Consider the following 20286-nt stretch of genomic DNA (forward strand, 5'->3'; position numbering starts at 1 on the left):
CATCCTTCCAGGCGAGGCCGAAGCCTCACAGGTGAGGTGTCAACCAAACCCTGAGCAGACCCCCCCGCCACCAACCTCCGACAATCGACGACAGCCACTTGCCCCGCCGCGCGCACCGGTCAGCAACCGCACATATCGAGTACAACACTGCGAGCACGACACGGTAAGGTGCGGATCATGACATCGCCGGAGGCCAGCAGACGATAGCCGCCCAGCCACGAGCTGGGCGGCGGAGCGACGGGTGCCGGGTTCACTCCCGGGCTGGGCTGACCGGCGGACCTTCACCGCGGGTGCCATGTGGTTGAGCTGTGCCCTAAGCAGGTCCTCGAGCACGTTCAGGGTGCGGTTCTCACCGGCTTGAGCACGCACGACAGGTAGTCAATCGGGCCACTGCGCGCGAGCGACTGGGCCGACGGCAAGCCTGCGCACGACGGCCAAGTCGTGGTGAAGTGTGACGCCGCCGGGTTGGGCGACCGTTCGTAGACGGGTCCGGGGAAGCGCACTCGCTGCCGTGGTGCCGCTGCGCCAAACGTGTCCGGTCACAGCAATACTGCTGGCAAAGCAACCTTGGCAACGCCGCATCCGGACAAGCCCTGCCCGCCATGGCGGCGCGAATGGCTAAGCAGTGCCCGGAGAAATCCGCCTGTCACCACGGCACCTGGGGCAAGCAAGCTCGGCGAACACCGTGCGTGGGCGAGGCCTGCCCGCCACCCGGAACGGTTGGCATGCAGCGCCCGGCAGCACAGTGGCCCGACAAAGGCTGCCGCAAAGCATCCAAAGCCGCGGCGAAGGCCCTGTCCGCAGCACGCGAAGCCGCGGCGAAGCTTCGTCCCGACGCTGCCAGGCACGCGAAGCCCACTCGCGGCACGCCAGCCCCGCTCCGCCGAACGAACCGTCCTCATCCCTCCGGCGTTCCTGACGCCGACAGTCATTCGGAGTCGATTCGTTTTGCCTCCCGTACTTTTCCTCCTCGCCGGCGCGGTCTTCGCGCAAGGCACCTCCGAGTTCGTCCTCTCCGGGCTGCTGCCCCAGATCGCCGCGGGCACCGGTGTCTCCCTTGGCACCGCTGGGTTGCTCACGTCCCTCTTCGCGGCCGGGATGGTCATCGGCGCGCCAGTTCTCGCGATGCTCGGCAGCAAACTCCCCCGCAAGCTGGCGCTCCTCGCGTTCCTCTGCCTCTTCAGCGGCGTACACGTCGTCGGCGCCCTCACCACCAACTTTCCGCTCCTGCTCGTCACCCGGGCCCTCGCGGCGTTCGCCAACGCCGGGTTTCTCGCCGTAGCCCTCGCGGCGCTGCCCTCGCTCGTCCCGGCCGAAGCGGTTGGGCGGGCGACGTCTGTGTTGCTGTCCGGGGTGACGCTCGCGTGCATCGTCGGCGTTCCGGCCGGGACTATGCTCGGCCAGTACGCCGGGTGGCAGGCTGCGTTCTGGGCCATCGCGGCGATCACCGCGGCAGCGGCGACCGCATTGACCACAATCTCGCTCGACGATCCGCCGGCGACGAGCCCGGTGTATCGCGAGTGGCGAGCCCTGGCCCGGCGGCGGGTCGTGGTCATCGTGGGCAAAGGGGTTCTCGTCAACGGCGGGACGTTCGCGGCCTTCACTTACCTCGGCACGATGACCGCACCAACCGGCTGGGTGCCGGTCGTGCTGGCGATGTTCGGCGTGGGGTCGTTCGTCGGCGTCACGATCGCAGGCAAGGTGGGCCCGAAGATCCTCAAAACCGGCACCGCTGTGCTGACCATCGTGTGGGTGGCGGCGTTCTTCGCGGCGCAGAGCCTTCCGGGGCTGCTTGCCGCAGCGTTGGTCACCGGGGCGACCGCGTTCGGCGTCGGGTCCGCGTTGATCGCAGCGATCGTCACCACCGCCAGCACTGACGCGCCGCGGGTGGCCGGGGCGATCGCGACCACGGCGTTCAATCTCGGTGCGGTGATCGGGCCCGCGGTGGCAGGGGCCGTCGTCGTGGACGCGGCGCACGCGCGGGCGGCGTTCTGGGTGAGTGCGGCCTTCACCGCCGCGGCGATGCTCGGAAGGGCGAAGAAGTAGTAAAAAGGCGGCCCGGGCGAAAACCCGGGCCGCCGCAACAAAGACAAGCTCAGCGCAGCGTGTCCCAGCCCGCGTAGCGAGCCTCGGTGCCCAGCTCCTCTTCGATGCGGATCAGCTGGTTGTACTTCGCCGTCCGGTCCGATCGAGACAGCGAACCGGTCTTGATCTGGCCGCAGCCGGTCGCGACCGCGAGGTCGGCGATGGTGGTGTCCTCGGTTTCGCCCGAACGGTGCGACATGACCGCCGAGTAGCCCGCCTTGTGCGCGGTGTCGACCGCGGCCAGCGTCTCGGTCAGGGTGCCGATCTGGTTGACCTTGATGAGGATCGAGTTCGCGATGCCGCGCTTGATCCCGTCGCGCAGGATCTCGACATTGGTGCAGAACAGGTCGTCGCCGACCAGCTGCACGCGATCGCCGATGCCGTCGGTCAGCTGTTTCCAGCCGGCGTAGTCGTCCTGGGCCAGACCGTCCTCGATCGACACGATCGGGAAGCGTTCGGTCAGTTCGGTCAGGTACGCGACGTGCTCCTCGACGCTGCGCTTGCGGCCCTCGCCGGTGTAGTCGTAGACGCCGTCGCGGTAGAACTCCGACGCCGCCGGGTCCAGCAGCAGCGCGATGTCCTTGCCCGGCTCGTACCCGGTCTGCTCGATCGCGCGGACCACGAACTCGAGCGCCTCGTCGGCCGAGCCCAGCTGCGGCGCAAAGCCACCCTCGTCTCCGACATTCGTGTTGTGTCCCGCTTCGTGCAACGATTTCCGCAGCGTGTGGAACACCTCCGAGCCCATCCGCACGGCCTCGGCGAACGTCGACGCGCCCACCGGGCCGATCATGAACTCCTGGAAGTCGATCGGGTTGTCCGCGTGCGCGCCGCCGTTGACGATGTTCATCATCGGCATCGGCAGCAGGTGCGCGTAGACCCCGCCGACGTAGCGGTACAGCGGCAGCGTGTTCGCCGCGGCAGCCGCCTTCGCCACCGCCAGCGAGACCCCGAGCGTCGCGTTCGCGCCCAGCCGGGCCTTGTTCCCGGTGCCGTCGAGGGCGATCAGCGCGCGGTCGACGTCCGCCTGCGCCTCGGCCTCCATGCCGACCACGGCGTCGGCGATCTCGCCGTTCACCGCGTCGACCGCCTTGCGCACGCCCTTGCCGTGGAACCGCTTCGCGTCGCCGTCCCGCAGCTCGACCGCCTCGCGCGTGCCGGTGGAGGCCCCGGACGGCACCGCCGCCCGTCCCGCCGACCCGTCCGCCAGCACCACGTCGACCTCGACCGTCGGGTTGCCCCGGCTGTCGAGCACCTCACGGCCCCGGACCCGGACGATGCCTGTCATAACGCTCCTCGGAGGTTCGAGCCGAAGCACTCAGCGCACGCTCCGTGAAGCGCCCCGGCAGCAACGCGGCACCACGGCGAGCCGCACGTCACACCGGAGGCTAGCAGAACTCTTCTGAATCGATCCGGCCCGACCGGAAGATTCCATTGAGGACAGTCCGAAAGCCTTTTCCCGGCAAAGGGAACGAACCGGATTCCCTCCGCCGGACAACTTCACGCGCCGGACAACCCGCGTTCATCGCCGGGCCGCGCGGCGCGCATAGCTTCGGCTCCGCCTGGGAGCCGGAGGAGGCCGCCGTCATGTCCAACCCCGTCAGCCGTCGAGGAGCTTTGGGCCTCATGGGCGCAAGCGCTGCCGTACCACTGCTCGGCACTGGTACGGCCGCTCCGCTCGCGCCAGCGCCGGGCGGCGGCGCGACACCGGTGCAGGGTTTGCATCTCACGTTCGGCCGCGATCCCGCCCGGCAGATGGTGGTTTCGTGGCTCACCGACGGCCCGGTCCGCCGTCCCCGCGTCCTCTACGGCACGCTCGACGACGGCTTCGGCTCGTACGCGCCCGCCGTCACCCGCACCTACCTCGACGGCGCTTCCAACCGCACGGTCTGGGTGCACCACGCCGAGATCAACCGGCTCTCCCCGGACACCGAATACCTCTACGTCGCCCAGCACGACGGCGCGACGCCGGACGCGGGCACGTTCCGCACCGCACCCAGCGGCCGTTCCGCGTTCACGTTCACCAGCTTCGGCGACCAGTCGGCGCCGCAGGTCACCTGGGATCTCAAGGGAGCGCCCGCGCTCGACTTCTTCTCCACCCCGGCCACCAAGGACATCGTCACCGGCATCGAGACCGTCGCGCCGCTGTTCCACCTGCTCAACGGCGACCTCTGCTACGCCAACCTCGACGTCGACCGCGTGCGCACCTGGAACAACTTCTTCACCAACAACACCCGCTCGGCACGGTACCGGCCGTGGATGCCCGCCGCCGGCAACCACGAGATCGAGAAGAAGAACGGCGCGATCGGGATGGACGCCTACCAGGCCTACTTCCAGCTGCCCTCCACCGAAACCGACCCGGAGCTCGCCGGACTCTGGTACGGGTTCACCGTCGGCGCGGTCCGGGTGCTCGTGCTGCAGAACGACGACAACTGCTTGCAGGACGGCGGCGACGTCTACGTCAACGGCTACTCCGGCGGACGGCAGCTCGCCTGGCTGGAGAAGGAACTCGCCGCGGCGCGGGCGTCGCGCGACGTGGACTGGATCGTCGTCGCGATGCACCAGGTCATGGTCAGCACGTCCGACGCGAACGGTGCCGACCTGGGCCTGCGCGAGAAGTACGGCCCGCTGTTCGACCGCTACGGCGTGGACCTGGTGCTCTGCGGGCACGAGCACGACTACGAGCGCTCCCTCGCCGTGCACGGCGTCGTCGCGGAAAGCGAGACGCTCACGCCGAACCCGGTGTCCGACGCGACCGACAACATCGACGCCACGCACGGCACCGTGCACATGATCCTCGGCGGAGGCGGCGTTTCCGGGACCACCAACGGCAGTTTCTTCAAAGACGGCACCGGAAAGGTGCTGACCGCCGTCGCGGACCAGCGGGATCCGGCCACCGGCAAGCGCAAACCGACCTACGTGCGCGAAAAAGCGGTGTGGAGCGCGGTGCGCGACCTCGACCATCCATACGGGTTCGCCGCGTTCACGGTGGATCCTGGACGCCGTCCGGGCGGCACGACGACCATGCACGTGACCTACTACAACGTGAACAAACCGACCGGCGAGCTGTCTGTGTTCGAGCGGTTTTCGCTGCACCGCAAGCGCGCCGACGGCTGACGTCAACCCCTCCTCCGGCCTGGTCCGGACCACCCCTCAATCCCGGCGAAACGATCCTTGGCGTCGCTACGCTTGCCGTGGACCCGGCGGCCGCAACGGACTCCTCTCCCATCGTCCGTCCTTTGTGGACCCTGGGCCGCGAGGAGCGCCCATGGACCACGCCGTCACCCCCTTCGTGCTGGACCCGGCCGCGCCGGACGTGCACGGCGAGGGCGCCCGGCTTCGCGCCCGCGGACCGCTGACCGTGGTCGAACTGCCGGGCGGCGTGCTCGCCTGGTCGGTCACCAGCCTGCCGCTGCTGCGCGCCCTGCTCGCCGACCCGCGGGTGTCGAAGGACGCGCGGCGGCACTGGCCCGCCTACCGCGACGGCGCGATCTCCGCCGACTGGTCGCTGCACATCTGGGTTTCCGTGCAGAACATGTTCACCGCCTACGGAGACGAGCACCGGCGGCTGCGGTCGCTGGTGTCCAAGGCTTTCTCGCCCGGCCGCATCGCCGCGCTGCGCCCGGTGGTCCAGGAGATCGCCGACGGCCTGCTCGCCGAACTCGACGCCGGGCCGGCCGAAACCGACCTGCGCGAACAGTACTGCTACCGGCTGCCGATCGAGGTGATCTGCCGGCTGGTCGGGGTCCCCGAGCAAACGCGGCCGGGCCTGCGCACCGCGGTGGCCGGGATGTTCGCGACGTCGGCGACCGCGGAAGAGGCGACCGCGAATGTCGAGCTGCTGTACGGGATTCTCGCCGACCTCGTCGACCAGCGGCGCGCCGAACCCGGCGACGACCTCGCCACCGCGCTGATCGCCGCTCGAGACTGCGACGGTTCCCGGTTGAGCGAAGCGGAACTGGTGGACACGCTGATCCTGGTGATCACCGCCGGGCACGAGACGACGGTGAACCTGCTCGACCAGGCCGTGACCGCGCTGCTCACGCATCCCGCGCAGCTGCGGCAGGTCCTCGACGGAACGCGCACCTGGCCGGACGTGGTGGACGAGACGTTGCGCTGGCAGTCCCCGATCTCGCACCTGCCGTTGCGGTTCGCGCGCGAGGACATCGAGGTCGCGGGCACGACCATCCGCGCGGGCGACCCGATCCTCCCGTCCTTCGGCCCGGCCGGACGCGACGAGCACCGCCACGGTCCGGACGCGAACGAATTCGACTTGTCCCGCAAGGACAAATCAGCGCTCGCGTTCGGCTACGGCGTGCACTACTGCCTCGGCGCGCAGCTCGCCCGGATGGAGGCGGAGTACGGGCTGCCCGCGTTGTTCGAGCGGTTCCCGGAGTTGGCGCTGGCCGTGGCCGAGGAGGAGCTGAAACCGGTGCCGTCGTTCATCACCAACGGGCATGTGACGCTGCCGGTGCGGTTGCGGAGCCGGACCGGATGACCGGCCGGAGCCCGCGCGCTAGGCACCCCAGTCGGCGAGCACCTTCTCCGTGTCCGCGCCCGGGACCGGCGGCGAGGACGGCGTCTCCGGCGTGCTGCGCGAAAACCGCGGCGCCGGCGCGGGCTGCACGATCCCGTCCAGCTCGATCAGGCCGGACCGCGCCGCGATGTGCGGATGCCGGGGAGCCTCGTCGGGCGCGAGGACGGGCGTGACGCACGCGTCGGTGCCGTCGAAGACCTCGGCCCATTCGTCGCGGGTCCGGGTCAGGAACACGCGGGTGAACGCGGCGCGCAGCGCCGGCCAGCCGGCGCGGTCCAGCTGCGCCGGGAGGTCTTCGCCGGCGAGCCCGAGGCCGTCCAGGAGAGCCGCGTAGAACTGCGGCTCCAGGGAGCCGACAGCGACGTAACGGCCGTCCGCGCAGACGTAGGTGTCGTAGAAGGGCGCGCCGCCGTCCAGGAGGTTCGTGCCGCGTTCGTCGGACCAGGAACCCATGCCGCGCAAGGCCCACATCATCTGGGAGAGCACGTTCGCGCCGTCGACCATCGCCGCGTCCACGACCTGGCCGCGTCCGGTCCGGCCGCGTTCCCACAACGCCGCGAGCACGCCCGCGACCAGGAACATCGAGCCGCCGCCGAAGTCGCCGACCAGGTTGAGCGGCGGCACCGGACGTTCGCCGGCGCGGCCGATCGCGTGCAGGACCCCGGTGAGGCCGAGGTAGTTGATGTCGTGCCCGGCGCGCTGGGCGAGCGGGCCGTCCTGGCCCCAGCCGGTCATCCGGCCGTAGACCAGGCTGGGGTTGGCCGCGAAGCAGTCGTCCGGGCCGACGCCGAGCCGTTCGGTGACGCCCGGGCGCAGTCCTTCGATCAGCACGTCCGCTTTCGCCGCGAGCCGCAGGACCAGCTCGCGGCCTTCGGCGGTCTTGAGGTCCGCGGCGACCGAGCGGCGGCCGCGCAGCAACGGGTCCGGTTTGCCGCCGGTGAGGTCGAGCGATCCGGAAGGCCGTTCCACGCGGACGACGTCCGCGCCCAGGTCGGCGAGCACCATGCACGCGTGCGGCCCCGGGCCGATCCCGGCCAGCTCGACGACTTTCAGCCCGCTCAACGGTCCCGCCACACGTCCTCCTCGGCTCCGGCGCCCCTGCGGCGGCGACCCTACCGGCCAGTCGCCCGCGGTTCCGCGCGTGTGGGGTAACCCACCCGTGGCCCGACCCGGGCAGAACCGGCGCCTCGCCTCACCCGAACCGGGGACTGGCGTCTCGTCACCCGGTCGGCCGGGTACCCGGCTGGTATCCATGTGTCACGAATAGATCAAGGAGGATTTCGATGAGCTTTTTCGACCAGGCGAAGGACAAGATCCAGGAATTCGCGGGCAACAACCCGGACAAAATCGGCCAGGGCATCGACAAGGCCGCCGAATTCGCCGACGAGAAAACCGGCGGCCAGCACGGCGACCAGATCCGCCAGGGCGCGGACAAGCTGAAGGAAAACTTCGGCGGCGGCCACCAGGGCGGCCAGGAACAGGGCGGACAGCAGCAGGGCGGCTTCGGCCAAGGCGACCAGGGCGGCCAGGGCGGCTTCGAGCAGGGCGGCCAGCAGGGCGGTTTCCAGCAGGGCGGCCAAGGCGGCTTCGAACAGGGCGGCCAGGGCGGCGGCTTCCAGCAGGGCGGCCAAGGCGGCTTCGAGCAGGGCGGCCAGCAGGGCGGCTTCCAGGAAGGCGGCCAGGGCGGCGGCTTCGAACAGGGCGGCCAGCGGGGCGGCTACGGCGAGGGCGGCCAGGGCGGCTTCCAGGAAGGCGGCCAGCAGGGCGGCTTCGGCCAGGGCGAGCAGCGCGGCGGTTACGAGCAGGGCGGCCAGCAGGGCTTCGAGCAGGGCGGCCAGCAAGGCGGCTACGAGCAGCAGGGCGGCTACGACCAGGGCGGCCAGCAGGGCGAGTGGGGCAACCAGTAATACCGACGGTGGTTTTGGCCTGAGGTCTCGCGATTCGCCCGCTTCGGGAAGCCGCGCGAAGGTGCCGTGGCAACCGAGGTGCGGACTGCGAACCGGCCACGGCCAAGTGAATTGGGCACGACGGAGCCTCCGGAACCGGCGCGGCACACGAGTTGCGCGAGTCGCGAGGCTCGGCAACCAACCGCGGCGGCAAGCCACTCGAGTCGGACACCTACCGCGGCAGCAAGCCGTCCGAGGTGAGGGCACTGCCGCGGCAAGCAATCCGAGCCGCGGAGCCACTACCGCGGCAGGCAAACCGAGTCGGGCACTCACCGCGGCGGCAGGCGTCCCAGCCGGGCACCCACCGCCGCGGCAAGCAACCCGAGTCGGGGACCCACCGCCGCGGCAAGCAGTCCGAGTCGGGAACCCACTGCGGCGGCAGGCAGTCCGAGTCGGGAACCCACTGCGGCGGCAGGCAATCCGAGTCGGGAACCCACTGCCGCGGCAGGCAATCCGAGTCGGGAACCCACTGCCGCGGCAGGCAATCCGAGTCGGGCACTCACCGCGGCGGCAGGTGCCCCAGCCGGACACCCACCGCCGCGGCAGGCAATGCGAGTCGGCCCGCCGCTGCGGCCGCACACCGCCCGAGTCGGCAGCAACGTGCAGCAGCAAGCCGCCCGAGTCGGACCCCGGCAACACGCTGCCGCTCAGGGCTCGGCGAACCGAGCGAGACGGGAGTCGCGAGGATCGGCCGAGACGAGCCAAACGTGAGTCGGTCACCGCGGTCAGGCGCGGTGACCGACTCACGCCTCGGGCGGGCCGAGCGAACTGGCTTCCACGAGCGCCCGTACGAAACGGTGGCGGCGGGTAATCCGCGTAATCCCCCGGACGTGGCCAGGATTCATTCGGTCGCTTAGCCAACCAGGCACACCGAGTGACCCGGGGCGGCATTTTCCACGCAGTTTCCGACGTGTTCACCTTGAGCGCGCGAAAATGCCGCCCCGGTTTCCCTCAGCCCGCGAAGCGCCGAATTTCTTTCCCGACTCCGCGCGCTTCCCCGCCTGCTCAGCCGGGTTTGCGCGCCGAGATCAGCACGTGTTCCTCCGGCTCCGCACCCGGCTTGCCGGGCTCGAACCGCTCCGTCCGGGTTCCGGTCACCTCGAGCCCGGCCGCGCGCACCCGGTCGACCAGGGCGTCCGTCGGGAAGCTGGTCACCCGGATCGCGTGGCCGAGGAACTCGATCGGCAGGTCCTCGATGTCGGCGGGCACGGTCACCAGCGCGAACCTCCCGCCCGGCGCCAGCCAGCCCGCGATGCGGCGCAGGACTCGCTCCGTCTCGGCCCGCGACAGCTGCACGAACGAGAAGAACGCGCAGACCGCGTCCCAGGACCCCGGCGACGTCTCCCATTCCCGCACGTCAACCTGCACGAACTCGGCGCCGGGCACCTGTTCGCGGGCGATCCGCACCATCTCCGCGGACACGTCGATCCCGGTCACCCGATGTCCGGCAGCGGCGAGCTTCTCCGCGGCGGGACGACCGGTGCCGCTGCCGACGTCCAGCACTCGCGCGGACGGCGGGAGCGCGTCGATCAACTCCCGCAGCGCCGCTTCCACCACCGGCCGGTGGCCGAACGCCTCCTCGTACTTGACACCGATCGCGTCGAACAGCTCCGCCGCGGTGGTCAGTTCCTCGGACATCCGGTCTCCCCTCGCCGTCGAGGGCATCCAGGCTAGCCGCCCCGGGAAGGCAGTTCGACGACGCCGAATCCCGCCAGCACGGCGACCGCCGCGGCGGCCGCGAGGATCGCCCAGCTGACCGGATGGCCGAGGTTGAGCGTCCACGCCAGCCCGGCCCGCCGGTGCACGAGGACCGCCGGGTCGCCGCGGTTGGCGTAGACCATGCCGGCGAGGTGCCAGTACCGGTCGTCGTCTCGCTGCACGCGGCCGGAGTCCTTTTCGCCGGCAGGCAGCCGGTGCCCGGCGTCGCCGGCTCGGAACGCGAAAGCCACCCACGCGACCACGGCGGCGGCGAGCGGGAGGTAGCTGACGACGGTGGCGCCCGTCGTCGCCGGGACGATCTCCCACACCTCCAGCGACGCCACCAGCAAGCTCGCCGCCGCGCAGCCGGCGGTGCCGAACAGCAGCCGCAGCACACCGGCGAGGTAGGCGCGGTATCGGGCGGCCGAGGCGGCCGGCTGCTCCGCGTCGAGTTCCGGCCGGGCGCGCGGAAGGGCGAGGCCGAGCAGGCCGACGAGCACGATGATCAGCAGCTGCGCGGTGACGGTCGCGAACGCGCGGGCGACCGTCGTCGCGCTGCGCCGGGCGGAGTCGACGATCATTCCGTTCGGGGTCGGCAACGTCGCGGGCAGGTCGCCGTACCGCCACGCCCCGATCACCGCGGTGATCGCGAACAGCACCGCCGCCGGAGCCAGAAGAATCCACTGTGGACGGACGGGGTCGGTGCGCAGCGACGTGTCGGTCGTGACTGCCTGGCTGGTGCCGGAGTACCAGTCGCCGTCTCGTTTGGCGGCGGCGACCGCGCGGTGTGCTCGCAGCCGAGTCCGCTGCAGACCACGGCGAGAATCGGCGCCGCGAACGCCGCGGCCGAGCCCCAGCGCAGCGCGGCCGACGCGAAGGCGACCGACACGAACGCGAGCGCACCGGCCGCCAGGACCCCGCGCGCGTAACGCTGGTGCGCGCGGACGATCGCCGGTTCCGCCGTGCGCGCCGCCGGGACCCGGACGCCGAACGGAAGCGTCGGCCGGGCCAGTGCGGGCGCCGCCCAGAACGCGGCGGCCAGCAGCGCGACCAGGGCGAGATCCAGATAGACCGACGACGTCACGGCGCGGCCTTCGCGCGGAAGGACTCCACCACCGCGGCGCAGCGGACGGTCACCTCGTCCGCGTCCAGTCCGAGCGCGACCGCTTCGGCGAGGAGGGTGCGGAGGCGTTCTTGCCATTCGTCGGCGTACCCGGGCTCGGCGGGGCCGGACCGCGCGTCGCGGCGGACCACCGCGCCGCTTTTGCGGGTGATCCGGATCAGGCCCTGCGCGCGAAGCAGGTCGTAGGCCTTGTTCACGGTGTGGAAGTTGACGCCGAGATCGGCGCCGAGCTGCCGGGTGGACGGCAGCGAATCGCCCTCGGCGAGGTCGCCGTCGGCGATCGCCTCCACGACCCGGTCGCGGATCTGCAGGTAGATCGGTGTCTCGCGGTCGAGATCCACAGTCAGCAGCACTCGTCCAGGATATCTGCTATACAACTAATAGAACAGATAACTCAGGGGGTGACGGCGATGGCGAAGGCCGAGATCGTCCGCGACCGGCTCCGGGTGCGGTTCGCCTGGTGGGAGCGGCTCGCGGTGTGGCGGGCGGAGATCACGGTTCCACTGGCGCGGATCCGGACCGCGGAGACAGTCGACGACCCGCTGGCCCGCACGCGCGGCGGCCGGGCGGGCATCCTGGTCAGCGGGGTGTGCAAGGTCGGGATCTGGGGGCTGGGCACCGGAACGCGCCAGCTGGTGTCGGTGCGCCGCTCGAAGCCCGCGCTGCGGATCGTCCTCGACGGCGGGAAGGTCGGCGAACTGCTGCTCAGCCTGCCGGACGCGGCCGGGCTGGCCGAGGCGATCGAGGCGCGCGCATGAGCATCGTCGTCGAGAACCTGGCCAAGCGGTTCGGCGCGACGCCCGCCGTCGACGATCTGACGTTCTCCGCCGCCCCCGGGGAGATCACCGGGCTCCTCGGCCCGAACGGGTCCGGGAAGACCACCACGATGCGGATGCTCCTCGGCCTGGTCCGGCCGGACGCCGGGACCGCGACGATCGACGGCCGCCAGTACGCCGACCTGCCGCGTCCGGCGGCCGCCGTCGGCGCGGTGCTCGACGGGGCCGAGCCGCACCCAGCCTGCTCCGCGCGCGAACACCTCCGCGTCTACGCAGCGATTGCGCGGCTGCCGCGCCGACGGGTCGAAGAACTCTTGGAGCAGCTGGACATGACCGCCTTCGCCGACCGGCCGTCACGCGGCTACTCCACCGGCATGCGGCGGCGGCTCAGCCTCGCGACCGCGTTGCTCGGCGACCCGCGGGCGCTGGTGCTCGACGAGCCCGGCAACGGACTCGATCCGCAAGGCACGGTGTGGCTGCGCGACGTGCTGACCGGATTCGCCGCGAACGGCGGCACCGTGCTGATCTCCAGCCACGCGCTGAGCGAGCTGGAGCAGATCGCCGATCGGGTCGTGGTCCTCCGGGACGGCCGCCTCGTCGCCGCCGGCACCCTCGCCGAACTGTCCGCGACGGCCGCGCCCGTCGCGCTCGTCCGCTCCCCCGACGCCGGGGAACTCGCCGGCGTGCTGGGCGGAACCGCCGACCGGATCGCGCCGGATCTCCTGCGCGTCACCGGCCTCCGCACCGCCGAGATCGCGGACCGGGCCGCCGCGGCGGGCCTGCGCGTCCACGAGCTGATCCCGGAAAAACCCGGCCTGGAACAGGTTTTCCTCGCCCTCGCCTCCGGAGCGCGCCGATGATCGCCGCGGAGCTTCGCCGCCTGCGCGCCACCCGGCTGTGGCTGTGGGCGCTCGGCGCCGCGGCGGTGTGCGGCGGCGGCCTGGTCGCGCTGATCGGCTTGATCGGCCCGCAGCACGTCCAGCCGCCGATGCCCGGCCTCGACACCGCCGCCGGGGTGCGGAACGTGCTCGGCATGGCGACGGTGACCGTCCTGTTCCCGGCCGCTTTCGGCACCGTCGCGATGACGTCGGAATACCGGCACCGCACGATCGCCGTCACGTTCCTGTTCGCCCCGCGCCGCTGGCGGATCCTCGTCGCGAAACTCGCGGCGTTCGCCATCGGCGGCCTCTGCTACGGCCTCGTCACCGCGGCCGCCGCCGGGCTCGCGCTCTACGGAAGCGCCGCCGTCCACGGAGTGGCCGTCGGGCTCGCACCCGCGACAGTCGCCGAACTGCTGCTCCGGATGGCCGCCGCGATGACGATCTACACCGTGCTGGGCGTCGGAATCGGTGCGCTGCTGCGGAATCAGGTCGCCGCGCTGGCTGTCGTGATCGGATATCTGTACGTGGTCGAGCTCGCGCTTCTCGCCATCCCCGGCGTCAACGCGATCTATCCCTGGCTTCCCGGCGGAGCCACCGCGGCGCTCACCGAATTCGGCTACCTCACCGACGCGCTCGCCCAGCAGACCGGCCACCCGAGCGGACCGCTGCTGCCCGCCGCGGGCGGTGCGCTCGTCCTTCTCGGCTACGCACTCCTCGCGTGCGGACTGGCGGTCGCGTTCCCGCTTCGCCGGGACGTCACGTGAAAGCTTCATAGGCAGCCGCGGCGACCACCAGGTCTTCCCAAGCCATCCCGACGCTCTTGAACAGCCGCGGACCCGGCGGCACCGCGAAGCCGCGCGCCAACGCCGCGAGCGAGATCAGCTCGTCCGCGGCGAGGGCACCGGATTCCATTGCCAGCACTACGTCCCCGGCCTCGCGGGTTGCCGCGCCGATTCCTTCGACGACCACTGTGGACCGTCCAATCAGGACATCGTCGACTTCCCGCGCCTCCGGTTCGTGCGAGCCGACGGCGATCACCGTGGCGTGCTCGGGCACCTTCGCGCCGTCGAACACCGGGGTCCGCGACGAGGTGCAGCAGGCGACCAGATCGGCCGAGGACACGTCGTCCGGCGTGCCTGCCCGGGCGAACGGGTACTGCGCGGCGAAAGCTTCCGTCCGCTCCGGGTTCCGGCCGACCACTGCCACCTCCCGCACCAGCCGCACGGCGCGGAGAGCTTCGATGTGGCTCCGCGCCTGCGGACCCGTGCCGAACACCACCAGGCGTTCCGCGTCCGGCACGGCCAGCAGGTCCGCGGCCACCGCGGAGACCGCCGCGGTGCGCACCGAGGTGAGGGCGACGCCGTCCAGGAGGGCCATCGGGGTGAGCGTCGGGCCGTCCATCAGCAGGTAGTGGCCTTGGATCCGCGGCAGGCCCCGGGCCGGGTTGCCGGGCGCGACGGACGCGACCTTGACCCCGGCGTAGCGGTCCCAGAACGCGGGCATGAGCAGGAACTGCCCGGCGGGCACGGGCACGACGGACCGCGGCGGGTCCCGGTCGGGGTCGAGCCCGCCCGCCAACGCGGCGCGGACGGCGTCGACGGCCTGCTGCGCGGTCGGCCGGGCGTCCAGGAGCACTCGCACCCCCGGAGCATCGCACACGACCCCGACAGAACCGCTGAGCCGCAGGTCACAACGCCTTAGATACAAGGTGGGACGCATGCTAGCGTCTTAGCCGTGAACGCGTTGAAACCCGCGGCCGACCGCGCCTACGAGCTGACCAAGGAACTGGTGCTCACCGGCGAGCTGCCCGGCGGGCACCTGTTCAGCGAGGGCGAGATCGCCGAGCGCCTCGGGGTGAGCCGGACCCCGGTGCGCGAGGCCTTCCTGCGGCTGCAGGTCGAGGGATTGCTCAACCTGATCCCGAAGCGCGGCGCGATCGTCGTGCCGATCACCCCGGGCGAAGCCGAGGACGTACTCGAAGCCCGCGAAGCTGTCGAAAGCGCGGCAGTACAGCGCTTGGGCCGTCGTCCGGAGCTGATTCCGGCGGCGCTCGAGCAGCTGCGCGCGGTACTCGACACCCAGCGGCAGCACGCGGAAGCGGGCGACGTGCCCGCGTTCGCCGAAGCCGACGAGCTGTTCCACCGGACGATCGTCGCGGCCGGCGGCAACGCGCTGCTGCTCAGCTTCTACACCACGCTCGCCGACCGGCAGCGCCGGATGAACGTCCACGCGCTCGGGCCGATCCCGGCTCGGCTGCCGCAGGTCGTCCGGGAGCACGAAGAACTGTTGAACATCATCGCGGAGGCCGAGACGAAGGCCGACGCCTTCGCCCCGGCCCTGCGAGCACACCTGGATTCGGTGCACCGTCGATGACCACTACCGCTGACCGCACTCCCGTGCCCGGAACGCCCGGCACCTCCGCTCGCCCGGCCTGGTTCCCGGCCGCCGCGGCGGTGTTCGCGTGCGGCTGGGGCGGCAACCAGTTCACCCCGCTGCTCGTGATGTACCACGCCGCGGGATACTCCGCCTTCACCGTCGACGCCCTGCTCGGCGCGTACGTCGTCGGCCTCGTGCCCGGGCTGCTGCTGTCCGGCGGACTGTCCAATCGGTACGGTCGCCGCCCGGTGATGTGCACCGGCGCCGCGGTGTCGCTGCTGGCGAGCGCGCTGCTGGCGCTCGGCCCGCTCGGCGTCGGGTGGATCGCCGCCGGCCGCTTCCTCTCCGGCATCGCGGTCGCGGTCGCGATGGCCGTGGGTTCGACCTGGATCAAGGAACTCGCCGACGCCGACCCGCACGCCTCGGCCGACACCGGCACCCGGCGCGCCGCGCTGTGCCTCACGCTCGGGCTCGGCATCGGCCCGGGCGTGGCCGGAGTGCTCGCGCAATGGGGGCCGTGGCCGATGGTCCTCCCCTACCTGGTCCACATCGGACTCGCGCTGGTCTCGCTGGCCGCGGTCGCGCGCAGCCCGGAAACGCTGGCCGTCCGGACCGGTTCGGTCCGCGCCGCGCTGCCCGCCACCGCGCGGCATCCGCGGTTCCGCCGCGTGATCCTGCCCGCCGCACCGTGGATCTTCGGCTCGTGCGGCGTGGCCTACGCGATCCTGCCGCAGCTCGTCGAGCACCGGACCGGGTCGTGGGCGCTGGCCTACTCCACCTTGCTCACCGTCTGCGCGATCGGCGCGGGCGTCGGGATCCAGCCGATCGCCAAGCGGGTCGACCGCGCCACCAGCGCGCGGGCCGTGCTCACCGGGATGACCGTGCTCTGCGCCGGCCTCGTCTTGAGCGTCTTCGCCGCGGCCGGGGAATCGCCGTGGCTCGCGCTCGGCGCGGCGGTCGTGCTGGGCGCCGCTTACGGCATCGTCGTGGTGTCCGGACTGCTCGAATTGCAACGCCTCGCCCGGCCGGACGAAATCGCGGAACTGACCGGCGTGTACTACGCGCTGGCGTATATCGGATTCCTCTTGCCGTCGCTTTTGGCAGCCCTGAACGGAGTAGCGAGCTACCCGGCGCTGCTCTCCTGCGTCGCTCTGGTCGCCGTCGCGGGAACCCTTGTGGTGACCCGGCACTCGCGCCGGCACCTGCCCGCGGACTGACGCCCGATTCCGGCAAACGGGACCGAATGCGCGAGCGCGCGGAAATTCGGTCCCGTTTGCCGGATTTGTTTCCCACTATTGTCGCTTGTGGAGCGCGAAGGAGTCGGAAAGAGTTCTGGGGCCGGGAAATCGAGCGCGGCACGAATGCGCCCGATTTCGTCGGGGCCGGTAACTCACGAACCCTTCTAGCAGGAAGTGGGAACTGCACATGGGGCGTTCCTCGCGATCCGTTCGCGCCCTGGTCATGGCTGCGACCGGCAGCCTGGTGCTGGCCGGGGCGACCCAGCCGGCGCGGGCTGCCGCACCAGCAGCCGCGGCCGACGCCGCGCCGCAATCGGTGATCGTGGTCCTCGCGGACCAGCTGCCCAGCGCGCCGCCCACCAAGGCGGCCTCGGACACCCGCCGCGCCAAGGCCACCCAAGAACAGGACTCGGTGCTGGCCAAGCTCACCGGCGCGGCGCCGGCCAAGGTCAAGCACTTCGCACTGGGCAACGCGTTTTCCGCCACCGTCACGCCCGCGCAGGCCGCGCAGCTCGCGCACGACCCGGCGGTCGCGCAGGTGCTGCCGGACAGCAAAGTGACGCTGCCGGACGCCAAACCGGGCGCCGCGGCCGCGGCGCCCAAAGCCGGCGGGCCGTCCGCGCAGTCCGCGCCGAACGCGACCTGCCCGTCCGACCCGGCGAAACCGCTGCTGGAGCCCGAAGCGCTGACCTCGATCCGGGCGTACAGCACCAACGGCGGCAAGAGCGCGTCCGACCTGGCCAACGGGGCCGGCGTGAAGGTCGCGTTCCTCGCCGACAACATGGACCCGAACTACGCCGACTTCATCCGTCCCGACGGCAGCCACGTGTTCTCGGACTACCAGGACTTCTCCGGCGACGGCCCGAACACCACCGACGCCGGCGCCGAGGCCTTCGGCGACGCCTCCTCGATCGCCGCGCAGGGCGTCGTGGTGCACGACCTGTCGAAGTTCGTCAACGAGAAGCACCCGCTCCCGGCGGGCTGCAACATCGTCGTCAAGGGCGTCGCCCCGGGCGCGAGCCTGGTCGGGCTGAACGTCTTCGGCAAGACCGCCACGAACTCCGCGGTGCTGCAGGCGATCGACTACGCGGTGACCGTCGACCACGTCGACGTGATCAACGAGTCGCTCGGCCTCAACCAGTACCCGGATTCCAGCTCCCGCAACCTGTTCCAGGTCTTCAACGACCAGGCCGTGGCCGCGGGCGTCACGGTAACCGCCTCCAGCGGCGACGCGGGCACCACGTCCACGATCGGCAGCCCGGCCACCGACCCGCTGGTGATCTCCACCGGCGCGACGACCGACAACCGGCTGTACGCGCAGACCGGCTACGCGGCTTTCGGCTTCTCCAACGGGAAATGGGTGAGCGACAACATCTCCGCGCTGTCCTCGTCCGGCATCACGCAGAACGGCCGCACCATCGATCTCGTCGCGCCCGGCGAGGGCAACTGGGCCGACTGCGCGCCGGCGTACTCGGAATGCCGCAACTTCAACACCGTCCCGCAGCCGACCGACCTCGAATCGTTCGGCGGCACCAGCGAATCCGCCCCGCTCACCGCGGGAGTCGCCGCGCTGGTGATCCAGAGCTACCGCGATTCCCACCACGGCGCGTCGCCGACGCCCGCGCAGGTGAAGCAGATCATCACCAGCACCGCACGCGACCTCAACCTCCCGGCCGACGAGCAGGGCGCTGGCCTTCTCGACGCCCGCGCGGCGGTCGAAGCCGCACTTACCGCTCCGGGTTCGACCGGGGCTCCGGCGGGAGTTTCGTCGAACATCTCGCTCTCGGCGGACCAGCTGACGCTGGAAGGCGCGCCGGGCAGCACGCAGCAGGCTTCGGTGAACGTCACCAACTCGGGCACCAAGCCGCTGACGGTCAGCACCGGCACCCGGACGTTCGTCCCGATGGGCACGCAGGCGCAGACCACCGCGTTCGATTCGGCGAAGCTGCCGACTTTCCCGTATTTCAACGGTACGAACTGGGCATACAAGAAGGTCGCCTTCTCCGTGCCGAACGGCGCGCAGCGGCTGCTGGCGCGGATGGCCTGGCAGGGCAGCCCGAAGACGGTCAACGGCCAGTCCGTCACCCCGGTGGTGCGGCTGACGCTGCTCGCGCCGGACGGCACGTTCGTCGCCAACAGCCGTCCGCAGGGCGGGGCCGCGACGGCGAACTACGCCAACGTGGACGTCACGCGCCCGGCCGCGGGCACCTGGACCGCGGTGCTGTACTCGGCGTCCGGACCGGCCGGCTACACCGGTGACGTCCAGCTGGCGACCACCGCGCAGCGGGCCGTCCCGTACGGCCAGGTGTCGCCGCAGATCCTGGAGCTCAAGCCGGGCCAGACGAAGCCGGTGCACGTCTCGCTGCAGACCCCGGCCAGCGGCGGCGACGCGGACTACTCGATCACCTTCGGCAGCTCCGACGGCCACCAGACCACCGTGTCGGCCGTGCTGCGCGCGCTGATCCCGACCAAGAACGGCCCGGGCGCGTTCAGCGGCACGATCACCGGCGGCAACGCCCGCGCGGTGTCGCCCGCGCAGACGTTCTCTTACGAATTCGACGTGCCGCGCGGCAAGCGGGACCTCGACGTCGCGGTGAAACTGCAGGATCCGGGCACGCTGCTCGACGGCGTCCTGGTCGACCCGAACGGCGAACTCGCCGACGTGAACAGCAACGCCTACCTCGATTCGGCCACCACGCTGAAGCAGGGCACCGCGTTGCAGCTCGTCGACGCGAACCCGCTGCCGGGCCGCTGGCACCTGGTGCTCGTCGTGCAGAACCCGGTGACGGGCAAGCAGCTCGACCAGCCGTTCACCGGCACCGTCGGCTTCGACCAGGTCTCGGCCAGCGCGCTCGCGCTGCCGCGGTCCGCGTCGCTTCCCGCGGGCAAGGCGGTGACCGTGCCGGTGACGGTGCGCAACACCGGGATCGAGCCGATCGCGATCGGCGTCGACGCGCGCACGAACGCCCGGCAAACGCTGCAGCCGCAGCCGATCCAGGGTTCGACCGAGGTCGACCTGCCGGAGCTGAACGCGAACGCGCCGGTGTACTCGATTCCGCCGGAGACGAGCAAGTTCACCGTCGCGACGTCCTCGACCGTGCCCGCGCAGGCGGAGATCCAGGGCTCGGCGGCGGGCATCGACGTGCTCGGCGACCTGAAGTCCGCGCAGAACGGGAGCACGGTGTCGGTCGCGACGATCGGCGAGAAGACCGGGTATGTCACCAAGGGAGTCTGGTTCGCCGACGTGCAGGAGATCGGCCCGTTCGGTCCGGAAGGCGCGCCCGCCGGGCATTCCAGCTACACGGCGTCGATCGAGACGGCGGGCTTCGACGGTTCGGTGACGTCGTCGACCGGCGACCCGTACGGCCAGTCGGTGGACCCGAACGGCACCGGCGGCACGCCGCAGCTGGTCAAGCCGGGCGAGACCGCGACCGTCCTGGTGACGATCACGCCGTCCGGCGACCGCGGACGGCAGGTGAGCGGGCACTTGAACATCGTGACCGTGCCTTCGCTGCCGACCGGCGTGACCGGCCTGCCGCAGGTCGGAACCGGTGAGGTGCTGGCGACCCTGCCGTACAGCTACCGCATCGGCTGACACGTTCGGCGAGGGCCTCTTCGGGTTTCCGCCG

17 protein-coding genes are annotated in these 20286 nt (G+C 71.3%); 10 read left to right on the forward strand and 7 right to left on the reverse strand.

Going from position 1 to position 20286, the window contains the following annotated elements:
* Positions 1-948: 948 nt before the first annotated feature.
* Positions 949-2046: an MFS transporter gene (locus L942_RS09710; RefSeq protein WP_037357779.1), complete on the forward strand. Its 1098-nt coding sequence runs from the start codon at positions 949-951 to the stop codon at positions 2044-2046.
* A gap of 49 nt (positions 2047-2095) precedes the next feature.
* Here L942_RS09710 and eno read toward each other — a convergent pair whose 3' ends face one another.
* A complete protein-coding gene (gene eno / locus L942_RS09715; protein WP_037357782.1) occupies positions 2096-3370 on the reverse strand; it encodes a phosphopyruvate hydratase in 1275 nt (424 codons plus the stop codon).
* Positions 3371-3708: 338 nt separating this feature from the next.
* On the opposite strand from eno, the gene L942_RS09720 reads away from it, so the two are divergent.
* Together L942_RS09720 and L942_RS09725 are read left to right on the forward strand one after the other, a co-directional pair.
* Complete coding sequence (locus tag L942_RS09720) at positions 3709-5199, forward strand: purple acid phosphatase family protein (RefSeq protein ID WP_235079009.1); 1491 nt, start codon at positions 3709-3711, stop codon at positions 5197-5199.
* 151 nt (positions 5200-5350) lie between these two features.
* Positions 5351-6580, forward strand: a complete 1230-nt coding sequence (locus L942_RS09725) for a cytochrome P450 family protein (RefSeq protein ID WP_200862763.1) — start codon at positions 5351-5353, stop codon at positions 6578-6580.
* 18 nt (positions 6581-6598) lie between these two features.
* On the opposite strand, the gene L942_RS09730 is transcribed toward L942_RS09725, so the two are convergent.
* A complete protein-coding gene (locus tag L942_RS09730; protein ID WP_037357789.1) occupies positions 6599-7693 on the reverse strand; it encodes a CaiB/BaiF CoA transferase family protein in 1095 nt (364 codons plus the stop codon).
* A 209-nt stretch (positions 7694-7902) separates the two neighbouring features.
* Between L942_RS09730 and L942_RS41945 the strand changes: the two genes are divergently transcribed.
* Complete coding sequence (locus L942_RS41945) at positions 7903-8526, forward strand: antitoxin (RefSeq protein WP_051165843.1); 624 nt, start codon at positions 7903-7905, stop codon at positions 8524-8526.
* Positions 8527-9570: 1044 nt separating this feature from the next.
* Here L942_RS41945 and L942_RS09740 read toward each other — a convergent pair.
* Genes L942_RS09740 through L942_RS09750 form a run of 4 tightly spaced genes read right to left on the reverse strand, consistent with a single transcriptional unit; the run spans position 9571 to position 11739 of the window.
* Positions 9571-10203 (reverse strand): class I SAM-dependent DNA methyltransferase, encoded by a 633-nt coding sequence (locus tag L942_RS09740; RefSeq protein WP_037357792.1) that lies wholly within the window; start codon positions 10201-10203, stop codon positions 9571-9573.
* 32 nt (positions 10204-10235) lie between these two features.
* Positions 10236-10922 carry a DUF5808 domain-containing protein gene (locus tag L942_RS45300; RefSeq protein WP_235079010.1) on the reverse strand — a complete coding sequence of 229 codons (687 nt, stop codon included), beginning with the start codon at positions 10920-10922 and terminating at the stop codon, positions 10236-10238.
* Entirely contained in the window at positions 10898-11347 is a 450-nt protein-coding gene (locus L942_RS45305; RefSeq protein ID WP_235079011.1) for a hypothetical protein, read from the reverse strand. The genes L942_RS45300 and L942_RS45305 overlap by 25 nt, the downstream gene beginning before the upstream one ends.
* Positions 11344-11739, reverse strand: a complete 396-nt coding sequence (locus tag L942_RS09750) for a GntR family transcriptional regulator (RefSeq protein ID WP_037357795.1) — start codon at positions 11737-11739, stop codon at positions 11344-11346. The genes L942_RS45305 and L942_RS09750 overlap by 4 nt, the downstream gene beginning before the upstream one ends.
* 57 nt (positions 11740-11796) lie before the next feature.
* On the opposite strand from L942_RS09750, the gene L942_RS09755 reads away from it, so the two are divergent.
* From L942_RS09755 to L942_RS09765, 3 genes are read left to right on the forward strand one after another with little or no spacing between them, the layout of a single operon-like run.
* On the forward strand, positions 11797-12144 hold the full coding sequence (locus L942_RS09755; RefSeq protein WP_037357798.1) for a hypothetical protein: 348 nt from the start codon (positions 11797-11799) through the stop codon (positions 12142-12144).
* A complete protein-coding gene (locus tag L942_RS09760; RefSeq protein ID WP_037357801.1) occupies positions 12141-13022 on the forward strand; it encodes an ABC transporter ATP-binding protein in 882 nt (293 codons plus the stop codon). Before L942_RS09755 ends, L942_RS09760 begins: the two co-directional genes overlap by 4 nt.
* Positions 13019-13807 carry an ABC transporter permease gene (locus L942_RS09765; protein WP_037357804.1) on the forward strand — a complete coding sequence of 263 codons (789 nt, stop codon included), beginning with the start codon at positions 13019-13021 and terminating at the stop codon, positions 13805-13807. The genes L942_RS09760 and L942_RS09765 overlap by 4 nt, the downstream gene beginning before the upstream one ends.
* Here the strand turns inward: L942_RS09765 and L942_RS09770 are convergent.
* Positions 13800-14684, reverse strand: coding sequence for an ornithine cyclodeaminase family protein (locus tag L942_RS09770; RefSeq protein WP_235079012.1), 885 nt, complete (start codon positions 14682-14684; stop codon positions 13800-13802). The two genes, L942_RS09765 and L942_RS09770, sit on opposite strands and share 8 nt — an antisense overlap.
* A gap of 93 nt (positions 14685-14777) precedes the next feature.
* Here L942_RS09770 and L942_RS09775 point away from each other — a divergent pair, with 93 nt between their 5' ends.
* The 3 genes from L942_RS09775 to L942_RS09785 all read left to right on the forward strand — a co-directional run bounded on the left by L942_RS09775 (position 14778) and on the right by L942_RS09785 (position 20252).
* Positions 14778-15416 (forward strand): GntR family transcriptional regulator, encoded by a 639-nt coding sequence (locus tag L942_RS09775; protein ID WP_051165844.1) that lies wholly within the window; start codon positions 14778-14780, stop codon positions 15414-15416.
* Positions 15413-16636: an MFS transporter gene (locus L942_RS09780; RefSeq protein WP_037357807.1), complete on the forward strand. Its 1224-nt coding sequence runs from the start codon at positions 15413-15415 to the stop codon at positions 16634-16636. Before L942_RS09775 ends, L942_RS09780 begins: the two co-directional genes overlap by 4 nt.
* Before the next feature lie 244 nt (positions 16637-16880).
* Entirely contained in the window at positions 16881-20252 is a 3372-nt protein-coding gene (locus tag L942_RS09785) for a S8 family serine peptidase (protein ID WP_235079013.1), read from the forward strand.
* The last annotated feature ends 34 nt before the right edge of the window (positions 20253-20286 follow it).

This window comes from Amycolatopsis orientalis DSM 43388 (genome assembly GCF_000411975.1).
Classification (GTDB): Bacteria; Actinomycetota; Actinomycetes; order Mycobacteriales; family Pseudonocardiaceae; genus Amycolatopsis; species Amycolatopsis orientalis_D.